This window comes from Olsenella sp. DNF00959 (genome assembly GCF_001553055.1).
Taxonomy (GTDB): Bacteria; Actinomycetota; Coriobacteriia; order Coriobacteriales; family Atopobiaceae; genus Olsenella_I; species Olsenella_I phocaeensis.
Map to the genome: position 1 here is coordinate 164,229 of NZ_KQ960123.1, position 17,458 is coordinate 181,686.

Here is a 17,458-nt window from a genome sequence, read left to right on the forward strand (position 1 = left end):
CCCACCCCAAGTGGGAGATGCTCGAGCCCAAGGAAAGCGTGGCGGACGCCGATGCGGCGGATGCCGCGCAGAGCTACGTCGACCAGGACGTCGACCTCATCGTGGGCGCCGGCAACGAGTTCGCATCGGTCTGGGCCGAGGTCGTGGCGGAGGCGACGGAGTCGCACCCCAAGGTCCACTTCCTCATCACCAACACCGACCCAGCCGTCGACCTGGCCGACTACCAGACCCTCGACAACCTCGAGACGGTGCTCACCGACCTCAGCCAGTCGGGGGCGCTTGCCGGCGTGGTGGCAGGCCTCATGACCAAGACGAAGAGCATCGGCTTCATCGGCGGCGCCAAGCTGCCCATGACCCTCACCAAGTACGCGGCCTACCTCGCGGCTGCCCAGAAGGTCACCCCTGGCGTCGAGGGCCACTACAACTTCGAGGCCGGCTTCACCGACGCCTCCCTGGGCGCGCGCCTGACCGAGAACTGGATCGCTGCCAACGACGTCGACGTCATGTGGGGCGACGCCTCGGCGGTCGACAACGGCTCGCGCCAGGCCCTCGAGTCTGCCGGTGCCGACACCCACTTCGACATCGCCCAGCCCATCGACATCGCGGGGGAGGGGCAGGCGACGGTCGTCACCTCAACGGTCATCGACTGGAAGATCGACCAGGCCATGGACGAGATAGAGAAGGGCGAGTTCGGCTCCGGCAGGACCATCTCCGCAGACATGTCAAACGGGGGCATCTCGCTGGGCAAGTTCTCCGACAAGGTTCCCGCCGACGTCCAGGACAAGATCGGGGACTACGTCAAGCTCATCTCCGGGGGAAGCTTCCTCACCGAGGCCGAGATCGAGGCCGTGAGGTCCACGCTCTAGCCCTTCGGCCGTTCGCGATCCGCGCTGCCGAGGTGGTGGTACCTTGCGGGGTGCCACTGCCCCTTTCTAAGCTTCTCTCTTATCCATCTAAACAATTGCAAAGGACATGGTCACGCAAGCGATGCGTTATATATAAAAAAACATAACGAAAAAATAGGTAGGCAAACAAACTTTTTGCCATTTGCCGCGCCTTTCGTACCGTATGCGGCAGCCGAGAAAAAGCGTAAGGCGCAGGCACTGATAGCATGGAAGTTGCTAACGAGGTGGGGGAGGGCTAAACAATGGCTGGTTTCGAGCCAGCATTTCTCGCCTCGGAGGCAGGGGGAGCGGGCGCGCAGGGGATTGCGCCCACGACATCCCAGCGCGTACTTCGGCATTGCGGGTCGGGAGCGCGGCATCGCCGGGACCTGACTTTTGTAGCATAGGAAGTTACGCCCCTCGCACCATGGGGAGCGCGGAGAGAGGGACGCCGGGCAAAGAGGGAATGCCTGGTGGCGTGGGGTAACCAAGCGAAGGGGTGAGCCATGGAGAAGTTGAGGGAGGTCGGCAGGCCTCTGGTGCGCGTCGACGCGTACGACAAGGTCACCGGACGTGCCATGTACACGGACGACCTCTGCCCGAAGCCCTGCCTGGAGGCTCGAATCCTGCATTCGACCATCGGCAACGGCGTTGTCAAGTCCATCGACATCAGCGAGGCGCAGAAGGTCCCTGGCGTGGTGGGGGTCTTCACCTGCTTCGACGTGCCCGACCACCCGTACCCCGTGGCAGGGCACCCCTGGTACGCCGAGTCCAAGAAGGAGAAGCGCGACCTTCCCGACCGCAAGCTCCTCGACGCGCGCGTGCGCATCTACGGCGACAACATCGCCGCCGTCGTGGCCGAGGATACCGTGGCCTGCGACCGCGCCCTGGCCAAGATCAAGGTCGAGTACGAGGAGTACCCCGTCGTCTACGACCCCATCGAGTCGATGAAGGGCACCGAGCACCCCGTCCAGGAGGGCAAGCCCGACAACATCGTGGCGCACACCCTGGCCAAGACGGACGACGAGAAGCTCGCCAGGCTGGGCTACTCCTCCGTCGAGGACGCGGTCAACGACCCCAGGTACCACCACTACAAGATTCACATGGAGACGGGCGAGCAGTCCCAGGTCCACATCGAGACCTGCACCTCCTACTGCTACGAGGAGAACGGCAAGATCGTCTGCGTGTCCTCCACCCAGATCCCGCACATCTGCCGCCGCGTCATCGGCCAGGCCCTGGGCATCCCCTGGGGTGACGTCCGCGTCATCAAGCCCTATATCGGCGGTGGCTTCGGAACCAAGCAGGACATCCACTACGAGCCCCTGAACGCCTGGCTCTGCAGGCAGGTCGGCGGGCGTCCCGTCCGCCTCGAGCTCAGCCGCGAGGAGCTCTTCTACGCCACCAGCGGACGCCAGCCCAAGAGCTTCGACGTCGAGGCCGCCGTCGACGACGACATGAACCTCCGCGCCCGCTCCATCAAGGGTTGGTCCAACACCGGCGGCTACATCCATCACGGGCACGCCCTGGTCCTGAACTCGGTCAACACCTTCCGCTGGCTGTACCACAAGCAGGAGGACGCGGTTCGCTGCGAGGCCTGGACCATCCACACCAACGGACCGCACACCGGTGCCATGCGCGCGTACGGCGTGCCCGAGGGTAACTGGGCCGCCGAGTGCCTCATGAGCGACATCGCCCACGACATGGGCTGGGACGGCGTCGAGTTCCGCCTGAAGAACGCCATCTACGAGGGCTACTACGACGAGTTCAGCCCCGGCAACTACATCGCCGCCCACACCTGCGGCCTGCCCGAGTGCGCCGAGAAGGGCAAGGCGTACATCGAGTGGGACAAGAAGAAGGCCGAGTACGCCAACGAGACCGGTCCCATCCGCCACGGCGTGGGCGTCTCCTTCTTCGTGTACAAGACCGCCGTCGCCCCCTTCGCGCTCGAGACCGCGACGGCCGCGATCACGCTGAACCAGGACGGCAGCTTCCAGCTCCAGATGGGCGCCACCGAGATTGGCCAGGGTGCCGACACCGTCTTCTCGCAGATGGCGGCCGAGGCCCTCGGCGTCGACACCGAGGACGTCCACATCGTCTCGTTCCAGGACACCGACGTAACGCCCTATGACGCAGGCGCCTACGCCTCCCGCCAGACCTACGTCTCGGGCACCGCGGTCAAGCAGGCGGGCGAGAAGCTGCACAAGCAGATCATCGAGTACGCCCACTACCTCTTCCCGGGCGCCCAGGGCGAGTTCGACCTGCACGACCACGCCATCTGGGACTGCGTGGGCAACAAGGTCATCGACCTTGCGGAGCTCGCGCTCGAGGCCTACTACAACACCAACCACAACGACCAGCTCTACGCCCGCTCCACCGCCAACGTGCACACCAACACGATTGCCGTGGGCTGCAGCTTCGCCGACGTCACGGTCGACATGCCGCTGGGCAAGGTCACGGTCAACAAGATCATCAACGTCCAGGACTCCGGTCGCCTCATCAACCCCAAGCTCGTCGAGCAGCAGGTGCACGGCGGCATGGCCCAGTCCATCGGGTTCGCCCTCTACGAGGAGCTCCTCATAGACCCCAAGACCGCCCGCGTGCTCAACCCCACGCTGCTCGACTACAAGATTCCGACCACGATGGACGTGCCCGACCTCGAGGCGCAGTTCGTCGAGACCGACGACCCCACCGGCCCCTACGGCAACAAGGCAGTGGGAGAGACGCCCGTCATCTCGCCTGCGGCTGCGATCCGCGACGCCATCCTGGATGCAACCGGCGTCAAGTTCTACCAGGAGCCGATGACCCCTCAGCGCCTCTTCGAGGGATTCAAGAAGGAGGGTCTCATCTAATGTATGACATCGAATCGCTCCATTGCGCGACCAGCGTGGACGACGCCGTCCAGGCCCTCGCGAACGACCCCCAGGCCATCGTGGTCGCCGGTGGCACCGACGTCCTCGTGAAGGTGCGCGAGGGCAAGTTCTCGGGCGCCCACCTCGTCTCGATCCACGAGCTCCACGACGAGCTCGATGGCGTCACCCTCGCCGAGGACGGCACCGTGGAGATAGGGCCCATCACCTGGTTCCACCATGTGACCACGAGTCCCGTGATCCAGGCGACCGTCCCCACGCTGGGCGACGCCTGCGACACCCCCGGCGGCCCCCAGCTGCGCGTGTCCGGCACCATCGGTGGCAACGTCTGCAACGCCGCCACCTCCGCGGACTCCGCGTCGACCCTCTATGCCTACGGCGCCCTGCTCGACGTGAGGGGTCCCAAGGGCGAGCGCACCATCCCCATCGAGGAGTGGTATGCGGGTCCCGGCCGCTCCACCAAGGAGCGCGACGAGGTCCTCGTCAAGATCCGCATCCCCAAGGACCACTACGAGGGCTTCACCGGCCACTACTTCAAGTACGGCAAGCGCCGCGCGCTCGAGATCGCGACCATGGGCTGCTGCTGCCTGGTCAAGCTCTCGGCCGACAAGAGGACCGTCGACGACATCCGCCTCGCCTTCGGGGTGGCGGGGCCCACGCCCATGAGGGCGAGGGGAGCCGAGGACGGCGTGCGCGGGCTTCCCGTCGCCGAGGCCGTCGAGAAGATCGGCGAGCTGGCTCAGGCAGACACCAACCCCCGCGACAGCTGGCGCGCCTCCAAGGAGTTCAGGCTCCAGCTCATCAAGGAGATGGCGAAGCGCTCCCTCGCAGAGGCCGCGCGCAAGGGAGGGGCAGATATCTAATGGACATGAGAATCCTGAAGTGCAAGGTCAACGGCAAGGAAGTCCAGGTGGGCTATGACCCCCGCGAGTCTCTGCTCGACACCCTGCGCAACCGCCTGCACCTCACCAGCGTCAAGCGTGGCTGCGAGGTCGGCGAGTGTGGCGCCTGCACCGTCCTAATCGACGGTGTCGCCACCGACACCTGCCTCTACCTCACCGACTGGGCGCAGGGCAAGGAGATCCTGACCGTCGAGGGCCTCCAGGCGGCAGACGGCACGCTCCACCCCGTCCAGCAGGCCTTCGTGGACGAGTTCGCCGTCCAGTGCGGCTTCTGCATTCCCGGGCTCATCATGAGCACGGTCGAGATAGCAAACTCCGGCAAGACCTACACCAGGGACGAGCTGCGCAAGCAGCTCTCGGGCCACCTCTGCCGCTGCACGGGCTACCAGGACGTCATGAACGCGGTGGAGAAGGCCGTCGAGTTCTGCCACGAGCGCGTGGGGGCAGACGAGACGACCACCGCCTAGTCGACCAGCGCGGTGCGGCGGCCGCCCCGCCGCACCGCCAGTCAGGCACCATCCCTCGCAAAAACAGGTAGGGGACCAAGAGTCACGACGGCCCCCATGTTTGGACCACGCCAGGGCGTGGTCTGGTTCCACTCATAGAAGTTATGGCTCCGCGCCACGTCAGGGCTGAGAGGAGGCGACTTTGGCCGCCCTCTAGGGACACTCTTGCAAACTCGCCAAGAAAGGATCGCTCGCTCATGAAGGACAAGATTCAGTCGTTCTTCCACCTGGAAGAGCACGGAACCAACATCCAGACGGAGATAATCGCAGGCATCACCACCTTCGTCACCATCGCCTACATCCTCGTCGTCAACCCCTCCATCCTGGGTGACGGCGGGATGGACCCCGGCGCGGTCTTCACCGCCACGGCAGTCACCGCCGCCTTCGGCACCTGCCTCATGGCCCTCTCCACCAACTATCCCTTCATCCTCGCCCCGGGAATGGGACTCAACGCCTTCATGATCTACACGGTCGTGCTGAGCATGGGCTACACCTGGGAGGTCGCGCTCGCGGCGTTCTTCGTCGAGGGCCTCATCTTCCTGGTCATCGCCCTCACCAACATCCGTGAGGTCGTCCTGGACGCCATCCCGTTGAGCCTCAAGTTCGCCATCACGGCGGGCATCGGCCTCTTCATCACCCTCATCGGTCTCAAGAACGCCGGCATCGTGGTGGACAGTCCCTCCACGCTCATCACCATCTTCCCCTTCCACAGCAGCATGCAGGACGGCAGCTTCGCCACCGGCGGCATCTCCGCGCTCCTGGGCCTCGTGGGCATCGTCATCACCGCGCTCCTCATGATCCACAACGTCAAGGGCAACATCCTTCTCGGCATCCTCATCACCTGGGCGCTCGGCCTCGTCTGCCAGCTGGCGGGCGTCTACGTCCCCGACCCCGCGGCCGGCTATGGCAGCCTGATCCCCGACTTCTCCCGCGGCCTCTCCGTCCCTTCCATGGCTCCCACCTTCATGAAGATGGACTTCTCGCAGGTCTTTAGCGTCGGCTTCGCCACCGTGGTCATCGCCTACCTCTTCACCAACATCTCCGAGACCTTCGGCGCCCTCGTGGGGTCCGCCTCCAAGGCCGGCGTACTCCAGGAAGACGGCAAGTTCCCGCGCTTCAAGAACGCCCTCGTCGCCCAGTCCGTGGGCGTCCTGACCGCAGCCGTCACCGGCACCTCCGCCACGACCTCCGTCGTCGAGTGCGCGGCCGGCATCGCGGCCGGCGGCAAGACCGGCCTCACCTCGCTGGTCACCGGCATCATGTTCCTGATTTCCCTGCTCCTCTCGCCCATCTTCCTGGCCATCCCCTCGTTCGCCACGGCTCCTGCCCTGGTCATCGTCGGCTTCCTCATGATCTCGTCGCTGCTCAACATCGACTTCTCCGACATGTCCGAGGCCATGCCTGCCTTCATCTGCCTCTTCACCATTCCCTTCACCTACAGCATCGTCGAGGGCATGGCCCTGGGCTTCATCTCGTACGTCGTTATCAACACGCTCGGCGGAAAGGAGCGCCAGAAGAAGGTCAGTGTGGCAATGTATGTGATAGCGCTCCTGTTCGTGGCCAAGTACTTCTTCGTGTAGGTCTGGTCGCGGCTGCGACCTCGCAACAGCCGGTCAAAGAGAAGGGATCGCACCATGCTCAACAAGTTCTGCAAGATGCCCCTCTGGGAGTGCAACCGCACCCTCATCAAGGTGGCACAGGGCCAGGAGCCCGCTGACCTCGTGATCCGTCACGCCAAGCTCGTCAGCGTCACCACGCACGAGATCCTCGAGGACACCGACATCGCCATCGCCGAGGGGCGCGTCGCCTACCTGGGCATCGCCCCCTACACCGCCGAGCACTGCATCGGCGAGAAGACCAAGGTCATCGACGCCCAGGGACAGTACGTCACCCCCGGCTTCATGGACGGCCACATCCACGTGGAGAGTTCCATGGTCGGCGTCGACGAGTACGCGCGCGCAGTCGTGCCCCACGGCACCACCGGCATCTACTGGGATCCCCACGAGCTCTGCAACGTCACCGGGCTCGAGGGCGTGGCCGAGGTAGCCAAGGTCGCCAAGAGCGTGCCCCTGAAGGCCATGATCACCACGCCGTCCTGCGTCCCCGCCGTCCCGGGCTTCGAGGACACCGGTGCCTCCGTCGACGCCGCGGGCATCAAGGAGACCATGGGCTGGGACTCCGTCGTCGCCCTCGGCGAGATGATGAACTATCCCGGCATCCTCGCGTGTGCCGACAACCCCATCGAGGAGGTCAACGAGACCCTGAAGGTCGGTGCGACCGTCACGGGGCACTACAGCGTCTGCGAGACCGACCGCGGGCTCAACGCATACATCGCGTCGGGCGTCTCGTCCTGCCACGAGTCCATCCGCGCCGAGGACGTGCTCGCCAAGCTGCGTCTGGGCATGTACGCGCAGATTCGCGAGGGTTCCGCCTGGCAGAACCTCCACGACCTGGCTCCCGCCGTGGCTGACGGCAAGGTCGACACGCGCCTCTGCAACCTGGTCTCGGACGACAACCACCCCAACACGCTCGTCTCCGACGGCCACCTCGACCGCATCCTGCGCATGGCCGTGCGCGAGGGCATCGACCCCATCACCGCGATCCAGATGGTGACCATCAACGCTGCCACCTACTTCCAGATGGGGACCGACATGGGCTCCGTCACCCCCGGCAAGTGCGCCGACATCGTCTTCCTGGACGACCTCAAGGACTTCCACGTCACGCGCACCATCATCGACGGCGAGGTCGTGGCCGAGGACGGCAAGGCGCTCTTCGAGGCCGGCTCCTACCAGTATCCCGAGTTCATGACCGACACCATGCACGTCGCGGTCGACATCAGCGAGGCAACCTTCCAGATTCCCGCGGTGGACTCCAAGGGCAACGCGCTTTCCGGTGACACCGCGACCGTTCGCACCATGGTCGTCGCCCCTGGCTCCACCATCACCGAGGGCACCCTCGCCCAGGCCCCGATCAAGGACGGCCAGCTCGTGGCCGACTCCCAGAACGACCTGCTCAAGGCCTTCGTCTTCGAGCGCCACCACGACACCGGCAGCTTCGCCTACGGCTTCGTCAAGGGCTTCGGCATCCACGGCGCCCTGGCGCAGACCGTCGCCCATGACGCCCACAACCTGCTGGTCGTCGGCGACAACGACGCCGACATGGCCCTGGCGGCCAAGACCCTGGTCGAGTGCGGCGGCGGCGAGTGCGCGGTCGAGGACGGCAAGATCCTGGGCCAGGTCGCGCTTCCCATCTGCGGCCTCATGAGCCCCCGTCACGTCGAGGACGTGGCGGCGGACGTCGAGAAGGTCGAGGAGGCCTGGAAGAGCATGGGCTGCACCATGCCCTCGCCCTTCATGACCATGGGCCTGCTCTCGCTCGCGTGCATTCCCAGCCTGCGTCTCACCAACCGCGGCCTGGTGAACACCGACACCTTCCAGTTCGAGTCCCTCGTGGTCGAGGACTAGCCCCCCCTAAGGACATGCCGCAAGGCTAGGCCACGCAAGCACCAAGAGGCCCGTGTCAGCTCCCCTGGCGCGGGCCTCCCTCGTCTTGGCCGCAAATGGGAGGGGCGCCGCACGGAACCGAAGCCGTGCGGCGCCCCTCTCTCCTTGGACGTCCGGAGCCAGTCCTGGTGGGTCTACCAGCTGACGATGATCGTGCTGTCGTCGCGGTGGGCGTTTCCTCCCTCGGCGTCGTCTGATGCCTCGGTGCCGGTCTTCACGTCGTAGCCCAGGCGGCGCAGCGTGCGGATGAAGTGCACCAGCTGCGTGTTGTACTCGTTCAGAAGGCGCGCCTGCTGAAGGGGGCTGATGAGCGACTGCTCCCGCCCGTAGATGATGTCGCTCATTGCGTCTGCGACGATCATGTTGCTGTTCGCCAGAAGGTCGTTGTAGAACGAGTTGCCGCTGCCCCTGCCGTCTCCCTCGCCCGGTGCGAACTTCACCGTCAGGGACCTGCGGCCGTAGGTCGCGTACATGCGTATGCGCGTGTCGGTCTGGCCGATGGCGTTCTTCATGGCCCACTTGAGCGCGTTGCCCGAAAGCGTGTCCGCCTCGGCGCGCTCGCGTCCCGGCTGCGCCTCGCCGGCGATCCTTTTGGCCTCCTCTGCCTCGAGCATGTCGCACCTCTCTTCCTCGCCCTCGGGGGGCGCTTGGCCTCAGTCAAATAAAGATACCCGATGGGGGCTCCCGTTCCCTTGCTCGCGAGGCGTGCGTCTCGTGTGGGCACGGGAGGCTCGGATCGGCTCAGGCAACTCTCACCCAACCTATGTTACGATTCATAAGTTAACGATAACTAACTTCTTGGGAGCGTTCGAATGTCAAGCGAGAAGGAAGACGAGAAGGGGAAGGCCACCGAGCCCAATCGTGGGTAGGGGTCCGCGAGGTCGTGACCGCGGCCCTGCTGAGCGCGCTCACGGTGGTCATCATGTTCGTGGGGTCGATGCTCACCATGTTCTCCTACGACTTCGCGATGGTCGCCTCGGGCGGGGCGGCCGTGTTCCTCGCGGCGCCCGTGTACATGCTCATGGTGCGTCGCGTCAACCGCCTCGGCGTGACCACCGTCTTCACCACCGTCGCGGCGCTGCTCTTCTGCACCATGGGCAACATGCTCTTCATGCTGCCCTTCTACGTGCTGGGCGGGCTGCTCCTCGACCTCGCCTGCCTGCGGACGCCGCGGCAGCGCCAGAGCTCCTGGTGGGCCACCGCGTCATGGACCGCGTTCAGCGGCCTGTACCTGCTCTCCACGCTGATTCCCTACCTGGGCAACATGGAGGCGTACGTGTCGCAGACCATGCTGGAGCGTGGCCTGGACCAGTCCTATGCCGACACCTTCTTCAAGTACTACGGCAACCCCGCGTGGGTCGTCGCCATCATGCTCGCCACCATGGCCGTGGGCTTCCTGGGCTGCCTCGTCGGAAGGGCGCTCATGAAGAGGCACTTCGAGCGTGCCGGTGCCCTGTAGGGTGGACGAGGGTGACGCCAGGGGAACGGGACTCACGGTTGCCACGAAGGTGACCGTGCTCCTCCTGGCCATGGTGGCGTGTTCGTTGAACTTGGGGCTATACCCCATGCTCATGCTCAGCCTTTCGTCGATTGCCTACGTGCTGGCCGCCCGGGAGCGGCGCATGGGAAGCGTTATATGACAAAGAGAACAACGACGTTCAAAGCCCCAGAGGGGCCGTTCGTCGAACGGCCTGCCGCCTGCGACGTACTCCTTGCGAAGCCCCTTGCCAAGCGCGGAAAAGAGCCTATATTTATTGGTACCAAACAAAAAGTTTGGTAAGCGCACAGTATGTAAGTATCGGGGTCACGGAAGTCCAGGAGGGGACGCAGCATGGAGCCAAAGATCAAGTGGGTTGCCAACGGGATGCCCAAGAGCGAGGACGTGAACCTGCCGGTCATGTCGCTCGACAACGTCGCCAAGGCCCGCGCCTTCCACGGGAGCTTCCCCCAGTACTCGGTGACCCCCCTTGCCAACCTCGCGGGCATGGCCGAGCGCCTTGGCCTGGGCGGCCTCTTCGTCAAGGACGAGAGCTACCGCTTCGGCCTCAACGCGTTCAAGGTCCTGGGCGGCTCCTTCGCGATGGCCCGCTACATCGCCGACGAGACCGGTCGCGACGTGTCCGAGATGACCTTCGACTACCTCACCTCCGACCAGCTCCAGAAGGACTTCGGCCAGGCCACCTTCTTCACCGCCACCGATGGCAACCACGGCCGCGGCGTCGCCTGGGCTGCCAACAAGCTCGGCCAGAGGTCCGTCGTGCACATGCCCAAGGGCTCGACCAAGACGCGCTTCGACAACATCGCCAAGGAGGGCGCCAAGGTCACCATCGAGGAGCTCAACTACGACGACTGCGTGCGCCTGGCCGCCAAGGAGGCGGCCGAGACCGAGCATGGCGTCATCGTGCAGGACACTGCCTGGGAGGGCTACGAGAAGATCCCGTCCTGGATCATGCAGGGCTATGGCACCATGGCCGCCGAGGCTGCCGAGCAGCTCCGCCAGCTCGAGGTCAACCGTCCCACCCACGTATTCGTCCAGGCCGGCGTCGGCTCCCTCGCCAGCGCCATGGTGGGCTACTTCGCCAACCTCTTCCCCAGCTGCCCGCCCAAGTTCGTGATCATGGAGGCCGGTGCGGCAGACTGCCTGTACCAGGGCGCCCTCGCCGGCGACGGTGACCCCCGCATCGTGGGCGGCGACCTCCAGACCATCATGGCCGGCCTCGCCTGCGGCGAGCCCAACACCATCGGCTGGGACATCCTGCGCAACCACGCGGACGCCTTCCTCTCCTGCCCCGACTGGGTCGCGGCGAAGGGCATGCGCATGCTTGCCGCCCCCACGAAGGGAGACCCCTCCGTCACCTCCGGCGAGTCCGGGGCCGTGGGCATGGGCGTCATCTCGACCATCATGAGCGACCCCGACTACGCCGAGCTGCGCGACGTCCTGGAGCTCGGGCGCGACTCCAAGGTCCTACTCTTCTCGACCGAGGGCGACACCGACCCCGTCCGCTATCGCGAGGTCGTCTGGGGTGGCGCGTACGCCACCGAGTAGGGTTCCGAGGGTCCTCTCCTCCCTGCGGGCCAGGGGAGAGGGCCAAGAAGAGGCGGCCCGCGACGGATACCGGCACTGAAGGCTTTGACTTGGGAGGTAAGGAATGAAGGAGCTCGACTACGACAAGATCAAGGAAGTCGCGGAGTCCCATAGGGAGGACATGACCCGCTTCCTGCGCGCGATGATCTCTCATCCCAGCGAGAGCTGCGAGGAGAAGGAGGTCGTGGCCTGCATCAAGGAGGAGATGGAGCGCCTGGGCTTCGACGAGGTCAGGGTCGACGGCCTTGGCAACGTCATGGGCTTCATGGGCGAGGGCGACAAGATCCTCTGCATGGACGGCCACATCGACACCGTGGGCATCGGCAACCGCGACAACTGGGAGGCCGACCCCTACGAGGGCTACGAGACCGAGGACCTCATCTACGGCCGCGGTGGCTCCGACCAGGAGGGTGGCGTCTGCTCCGCCGTCTATGCCGCCAAGATGATGAAGGACATGGACCTCATCCCCGAGGGCTACAAGATCATGGTCGTCGGCACCGTCCAGGAAGAGGACTGCGACGGCATGTGCTGGCAGTACATCTACAACAAGGACGGCATCAAGCCCGAGTTCGTCATCTCCACCGAGCCCACCGACGGCGGTATCTACCGCGGGCACCGCGGCCGCATGGAGATCAGAGTCGACGTCCACGGCGTCTCCTGCCACGGCTCCGCCCCCGACCGCGGCGACAACGCCATCTACAAGATGGCCGACATCATCGCCGACGTCCGCTCCCTCAACAACAACGGCGCCGACGAGTCCACCGCCATCAAGGGCCTCGTCAAGATGCTCGACCCCAAGTACAACCCCGACCACTTCGAGGACGCCCGCTTCCTGGGCCGCGGCACCTGCACCGTGTCGCAGATCTTCTTCACCAGCCCCAGCCGCTGCGCTGTCGCTGACTCCTGCGCCATCTCCATCGACCGTCGCATGACCGCCGGCGAGACCTGGGAGTCCTGCCTCGACGAGGTCCGCAACCTGCCCGCCGTCAAGAAGTACGGCGACGACGTCAAGGTCTCCATGTACATGTACGACCGTCCCTCCTGGACCGGCGAGGTCTACGAGACCGAGTGCTACTTCCCGACCTGGATCAACAAGGAGTCCGCTCCCCACGTCAAGGCCCTCGTCGACGCCCACAAGGCCCTCTTCGGCGACGAGCGCATCGGCTGCGAGCCCTCGATGGACAAGCGTCACCGTCCCCTGGTCGACAAGTGGACCTTCTCGACCAACTGCGTCTCCATCCAGGGGCGCTACGGCATCCCCTGCGTCGGCTTCGGCCCCGGCGCCGAGTCCCAGGCCCACGCCCCCAACGAGATCACCTACAAGCAGGACCTCGTGACCTGCGCCGCCCTCTACACCGCCGCGCTGAACCTCTACGACGGCTCCGCCGCCACCGGTGACGTGACCGAGTTCCGCGCCGGCCTCACCAACAACGACATCAAGTAGCACACGCGCAAGCCGACGTCCGCCATTCCCCGAGAGAGGTGGCGGACGCCTTGCACGCAGCAAGGAAACGCCTGACAAGGAAGGGGCACCGATGGACAGCAAGTTCAACGCCTACCTGGAGAAGCTCGGCAAGCTCGACTACTCCAAGATGTACAACAACGACTTCCTGCACACCTGGGACAAGACCACCGACGAGCTGAAGGCCATGTACATCGTGGCAGACGCCCTGCGCAACCTCCGCGAGCGCAACATCTCGACCCGCATCTTCGAGTCCGGTCTGGCCGTCTCGAACTTCCGCGACAACTCCACCCGCACCCGCTTCTCCTTCGCCTCCGGCACCAACCTGCTCGGCCTCCAGCAGCAGGACCTGGACGAGAGCAAGTCGCAGGTGGCGCACGGCGAGACGGTGCGCGAGACCGCCACGATGATCAGCTTTATGGCCGATGTCATCGGCATCCGCGACGACAAGTTCATCGGCGAGGGCGACGCCTACATGAAGGAGGTCTCCGAGTCCGTCGAGCAGTCCTGGCGTGACGGCATCCTGGACCACCGTCCGACCCTGGTCTCGCTGCAGTCCGACTCCGACCACCCCACGCAGTCCTCCGCCGACATGCTGTACCTCATCAACGAGTTCGGCGGCCTCGACAAGCTCCGTGGCAAGAAGGTTGCCGTCACCTGGGCCTACTCGCCCTCCTACGGCAAGCCCCTCAGCTGCCCCCAGTCCCTCATCATGCTGCTGACCCGCTTCGGCATGGACGTCACCCTGGCCCACCCCGAGGGCTACGACCTCATGCCCGACCTGGTCGAGCAGGCCGGCAAGTACGCCGAGGAGAGCGGCTGCAGCTTCAGGAAGACCAACAGCATGGCCGAGGCCTTCGAGGGCGCCGACATCGTCATCCCCAAGAGCTGGGCTCCCTACGCCGCCATGGAGGAGCGCACCAAGCTCTACGCCGCAGGCGACTCCGCGGGCATCGACAAGCTCGAGCAGGAGCTCCTCGCCCAGAACGCCACCCACATGGACTGGTGCTGCACGCCCGAGCTCATGGAGAAGACGGCCAACGGCAAGGACACCATCTACATGCACCCGCTGCCGGCCGACATCAACGGCGTGTCCTGCGAGCACGGCGAGGTCGCCAACGAGGTCTTCGACTACCACCGCGACGGCCTGTACAAGGAGGCCAGCTACAAGCCCTACGCCGTGGCGTCCATGATCTTCCTCCAGAAGGCCAAGGATCCCGTCGCCACGCTGAGGGCGCTCGAGGAGCGCGGCGAGGCCCGCTGGTACGAGGCGTAGAATCCGCATAACGGGGACCGCGGCCAGCCGGGTCGCGGTCCCGACGGTTTGGGGCGACGGTCCGCGCTGCGGTGCCGTCGCCCCGCCCCCAAGCTCGGGAGGAGCGGCTATGAGACCCTCACAGGCCATGTTCGTCCTGGATGACAACGGAACGCGGTGCTTCGGCCCGGGGCCCTGCAGGCTGCTGCAGGCCGTCCAGACCACGGGGAGCCTGCGTTCCGCTGCCATATCCATGGGCATGGCCTACACCAAGGCGATCCGCATGCTCAAGGTGGCGGAAAGGTCGATGGGGGTCAAGCTCACGAGCCGCACGATCGGTGGCTCCGGAGGCGGCGGCTCTCGTCTGACCCCCGAGGCGCTCGACCTGCTAGAGCGCTACGAGCGCTGGAGCGCCGCCTGCCGCGGCTTCGGCACGCGCTCCTTTGACGAGTGCTTCGACGGCTTCGGGGCAGGCGCTGCCGCGAAGGACGTTTCGGACGACGCCTCCCGCGGCCGCATAGGCGTCGTGGTCATGGCCTCGGGCCTGGCCAGCCGCTTCGGCTCGAACAAGCTCGTCGCGCCGCTGGCGGGCACCCCCGTCCTCGAGCGCACGCTGCGCTCGCTGCCCCTCGACCTGGTCGACCCCGTGGTCGTCACGCGCTGGCGGGAGGTCCAGGACCTCTGCGACCGCCTCGGCGCGCGCTCGATCAGGCACGAGCTGCCGCTCCAGAGCGACACGGTCCGCATGGGACTCTCGCTCGACGCCGGCTGGGACGGCTGCATGTTCGTCACGGGCGACCAGCCCCTCCTGGGCGAGAGGAGCGTCCGCTCCCTGGTGAGGGCCTTCCGCGAGGACCCCACGCGCGTCGTGCGCCTGGCCTGGCAGGGCAAGGCTGGCGGCCCCGTCCTCTTCCCGGCATCCTGCTTCGAGGGACTGAAGGGCCTCGAGGGCGACGTGGGCGGGACGGGGCTCCTGAAGAAGGATCCCGAGCTGGCCCGACGGATCCGCCTGGTGGAGGCCGAGCGCCCGGAGGAGCTCGAGGACGTGGACACGCCCGACGAGCTCGCCCGTCTCGAGCGTCTGGTCAGGGGGGAGTAGCGCCTTCGTTTGCGGATTGGCGCGGACGCCTGCGGGCGCCCGCAGCGAGTAAGGAGATGGTTCGCATGAAGCTGATCAAGGGTGGCATACTCGTACTGCCCGACGGCCTGGTGCGTGGTGACGTGGCGCTGGACGGCGCCAAAGTCGCGCGCATCGCCGCCGGCATCGAGGCCACGGACGCCGACGAGGTCGTGGACGCCAGCGGCTGCTGGGTCTTCCCGGGCTTCATCGACGCCCACACGCACATGCAGTGCTGGACGGGCATGGATTGGACGGCGGACAGCTTCGAGACGGGCACCCGCGCCGCCGCCTGCGGTGGCACCACGACCATCGTGGACTACGCCACCCAGGACAAGGGGATGACGCTGGCGGAGGCCCTCGAGGAGTGGCACTCCCGCGCGGACGGCACCTGCACCTCCAACTACGCCTTCCACATGGCCATGGCGGACTGGAACGAGCGCACCAGGGCAGAGGTCGACGACATGTTCGACGCGGGCATCGTGTCGTTTAAGACCTACTTCGCCTACGACCACCTGCGCCTGGACGACGCGCAGACCCTCGAGGTCCTGGAGTCGATCAAGGACCGCGACGGCATCCTCTGCGTCCACTGCGAGAACGGGACCCTCGTGAACGAGCTCCAGCGCCGCATGCTCGCCCGCGGTATCACTGGTCCCGAGGGACATCCCATGAGCCGTCCGGACGTCTGCGAGGCGGAGGCCATCTCGCGCCTGTGCTACCTCGCGGAGCTCTCGGGTGCTCGCATCAACATCGTGCACCTCTCCACCGCGCTGGGACTCGAGGCCATCCGCGACGCGAAGGCGCGCGGCGTCGACGTCGCAGTCGAGAGCTGCCCCCAGTACCTCCTGCTCGATGACACCCGCTACCTCGAGCCCGGCTTCGAGGGCGCCAAGTACGTCATGAGCCCCCCGCTGCGCAAGCCCCATGACGTGGCCGTGCTGCGGCAGGCGGTCTGCGACGGAGAGATCGACACCCTCGCCACCGACCACTGCGCCTTCAACCTCAGGGGCCAGAAGGACCGCGGCGTCGGCGACTTCACCAGGATTCCCAACGGCGGTCCCGGCGTGGAGCATCGTCCCGCGCTGATCATGACCAGTTTCGCCGACGCGCTTGGCCCCCAGGACTTCTGCCGCCTCATGAGCGAGAACCCCGCCAAGGTCTTTGGGATGTATCCCCGCAAGGGTGTGCTAGCCGAGGGCGCTGACGCGGACGTCTGCGTCTGGGACCCCAGCTGCCGCTGGACCATCCAGGCGGCGACGCAGCACCAGAACGTCGACTACACGCCCTACGAGGGCTTCGAGGCCCAGGGACGCGCGAAGTACGTCTTCGTCAACGGCGTCCTCGTCGCGCGCGACGGGGAGCCCACGGGCGAGAAGCCCGGCAGCTACGTCAGCAGGTAGCGCGTCCCTACAATCAGGCTCCAGCGCCGGCCGCTCGGGTGCGTCCGACGAGAGAAGAAAGGAAGTTTGGAATGAACAAGAAGGCCATCGTCACCGACAAGGCTCCCGCAGCAGTCGGACCCTACTCCGCCGCGATCCAGGCCGAGGGCGTCTCGATCAACGTCTCGGGCCAGCTGCCCGTCGACCCTGCCACCGGGGAGTTCGCCGGAGACGACATCCAGAGCCAGACCCGCCAGAGCCTGACCAACGTCAAGAACGTCCTCGAGGCCGCCGGCGCCAGCATGGCCGACGTCGTCGAGACCACCGTCCTGCTGAGCGACATCGCCGAGTTCGGCCCTATGAACGAGGTCTACGCCGAGTTTTTCGAGGCACCGTACCCCGCGCGCGCCGCCTTCCAGGTCGTGGCCCTGCCCAAGGGCGCCAAGGTCGAGATCAAGGCCGTAGCCAGGGTCTAGCGGAGAGGCGCACAGTCGCCTC

At 65.9% G+C, this 17,458-nt stretch carries 14 protein-coding genes; 13 read left to right on the plus strand and 1 reads right to left on the minus strand.

Features of this window, described 5'->3' with window-relative positions; genetic code table 11:
• The 6 genes from HMPREF1868_RS00725 to ade form a co-directional block, all read left to right on the plus strand.
• Positions 1-866 (plus strand): BMP family lipoprotein (locus tag HMPREF1868_RS00725; protein WP_082719455.1); only part of this gene is annotated, 866 nt, incomplete at its 5' end.
• A gap of 524 nt (positions 867-1,390) precedes the next feature.
• Complete coding sequence (gene xdhA, locus HMPREF1868_RS00730; protein WP_062529512.1) at positions 1,391-3,733, plus strand: xanthine dehydrogenase subunit XdhA; 2,343 nt, start codon at positions 1,391-1,393, stop codon at positions 3,731-3,733.
• The gene (gene xdhB / locus HMPREF1868_RS00735) at positions 3,733-4,614 is read left to right on the plus strand and encodes a xanthine dehydrogenase subunit XdhB (RefSeq protein ID WP_062529514.1); all 882 of its coding nucleotides are present in this window, start codon (positions 3,733-3,735) and stop codon (positions 4,612-4,614) included. The genes xdhA and xdhB overlap by 1 nt, the downstream gene beginning before the upstream one ends.
• Positions 4,614-5,120, plus strand: a complete 507-nt coding sequence (gene xdhC / locus HMPREF1868_RS00740) for a xanthine dehydrogenase subunit XdhC (RefSeq protein WP_009277986.1) — start codon at positions 4,614-4,616, stop codon at positions 5,118-5,120. The genes xdhB and xdhC overlap by 1 nt, the downstream gene beginning before the upstream one ends.
• 236 nt (positions 5,121-5,356) lie before the next feature.
• Complete coding sequence (locus HMPREF1868_RS00745) at positions 5,357-6,739, plus strand: NCS2 family permease (RefSeq protein ID WP_009277985.1); 1,383 nt, start codon at positions 5,357-5,359, stop codon at positions 6,737-6,739.
• 54 nt (positions 6,740-6,793) lie between these two features.
• The gene (gene ade / locus HMPREF1868_RS00750) at positions 6,794-8,623 is read left to right on the plus strand and encodes an adenine deaminase (protein ID WP_062529515.1); all 1,830 of its coding nucleotides are present in this window, start codon (positions 6,794-6,796) and stop codon (positions 8,621-8,623) included.
• 173 nt (positions 8,624-8,796) lie between these two features.
• Here ade and HMPREF1868_RS00755 read toward each other — a convergent pair whose 3' ends face one another.
• Positions 8,797-9,276: a hypothetical protein gene (locus HMPREF1868_RS00755; RefSeq protein WP_062529517.1), complete on the minus strand. Its 480-nt coding sequence runs from the start codon at positions 9,274-9,276 to the stop codon at positions 8,797-8,799.
• 269 nt (positions 9,277-9,545) lie between these two features.
• Between HMPREF1868_RS00755 and HMPREF1868_RS00760 the strand changes: the two genes are divergently transcribed.
• The 7 genes from HMPREF1868_RS00760 (at position 9,546) to HMPREF1868_RS00795 (ending at position 17,436) form a co-directional block, all read left to right on the plus strand.
• Positions 9,546-10,121: an MptD family putative ECF transporter S component gene (locus HMPREF1868_RS00760; RefSeq protein ID WP_082719456.1), complete on the plus strand. Its 576-nt coding sequence runs from the start codon at positions 9,546-9,548 to the stop codon at positions 10,119-10,121.
• A 372-nt stretch (positions 10,122-10,493) separates the two neighbouring features.
• Positions 10,494-11,708 (plus strand): diaminopropionate ammonia-lyase, encoded by a 1,215-nt coding sequence (gene dpaL, locus HMPREF1868_RS00770; protein WP_062529520.1) that lies wholly within the window; start codon positions 10,494-10,496, stop codon positions 11,706-11,708.
• Positions 11,709-11,811: 103 nt separating this feature from the next.
• Positions 11,812-13,191 (plus strand): YgeY family selenium metabolism-linked hydrolase, encoded by a 1,380-nt coding sequence (locus HMPREF1868_RS00775; RefSeq protein ID WP_009277977.1) that lies wholly within the window; start codon positions 11,812-11,814, stop codon positions 13,189-13,191.
• A gap of 91 nt (positions 13,192-13,282) precedes the next feature.
• Positions 13,283-14,485 carry a knotted carbamoyltransferase YgeW gene (ygeW, locus tag HMPREF1868_RS00780; protein WP_062529522.1) on the plus strand — a complete coding sequence of 401 codons (1,203 nt, stop codon included), beginning with the start codon at positions 13,283-13,285 and terminating at the stop codon, positions 14,483-14,485.
• 109 nt (positions 14,486-14,594) lie between these two features.
• The gene (locus tag HMPREF1868_RS09485; RefSeq protein ID WP_082719457.1) at positions 14,595-15,563 is read left to right on the plus strand and encodes an NTP transferase domain-containing protein; all 969 of its coding nucleotides are present in this window, start codon (positions 14,595-14,597) and stop codon (positions 15,561-15,563) included.
• A 65-nt stretch (positions 15,564-15,628) separates the two neighbouring features.
• On the plus strand, positions 15,629-16,981 hold the full coding sequence (gene hydA / locus HMPREF1868_RS00790) for a dihydropyrimidinase (protein WP_062529525.1): 1,353 nt from the start codon (positions 15,629-15,631) through the stop codon (positions 16,979-16,981).
• A gap of 71 nt (positions 16,982-17,052) precedes the next feature.
• Positions 17,053-17,436, plus strand: a complete 384-nt coding sequence (locus tag HMPREF1868_RS00795; RefSeq protein WP_062529526.1) for a Rid family detoxifying hydrolase — start codon at positions 17,053-17,055, stop codon at positions 17,434-17,436.
• Positions 17,437-17,458: the final 22 nt, after the last annotated feature.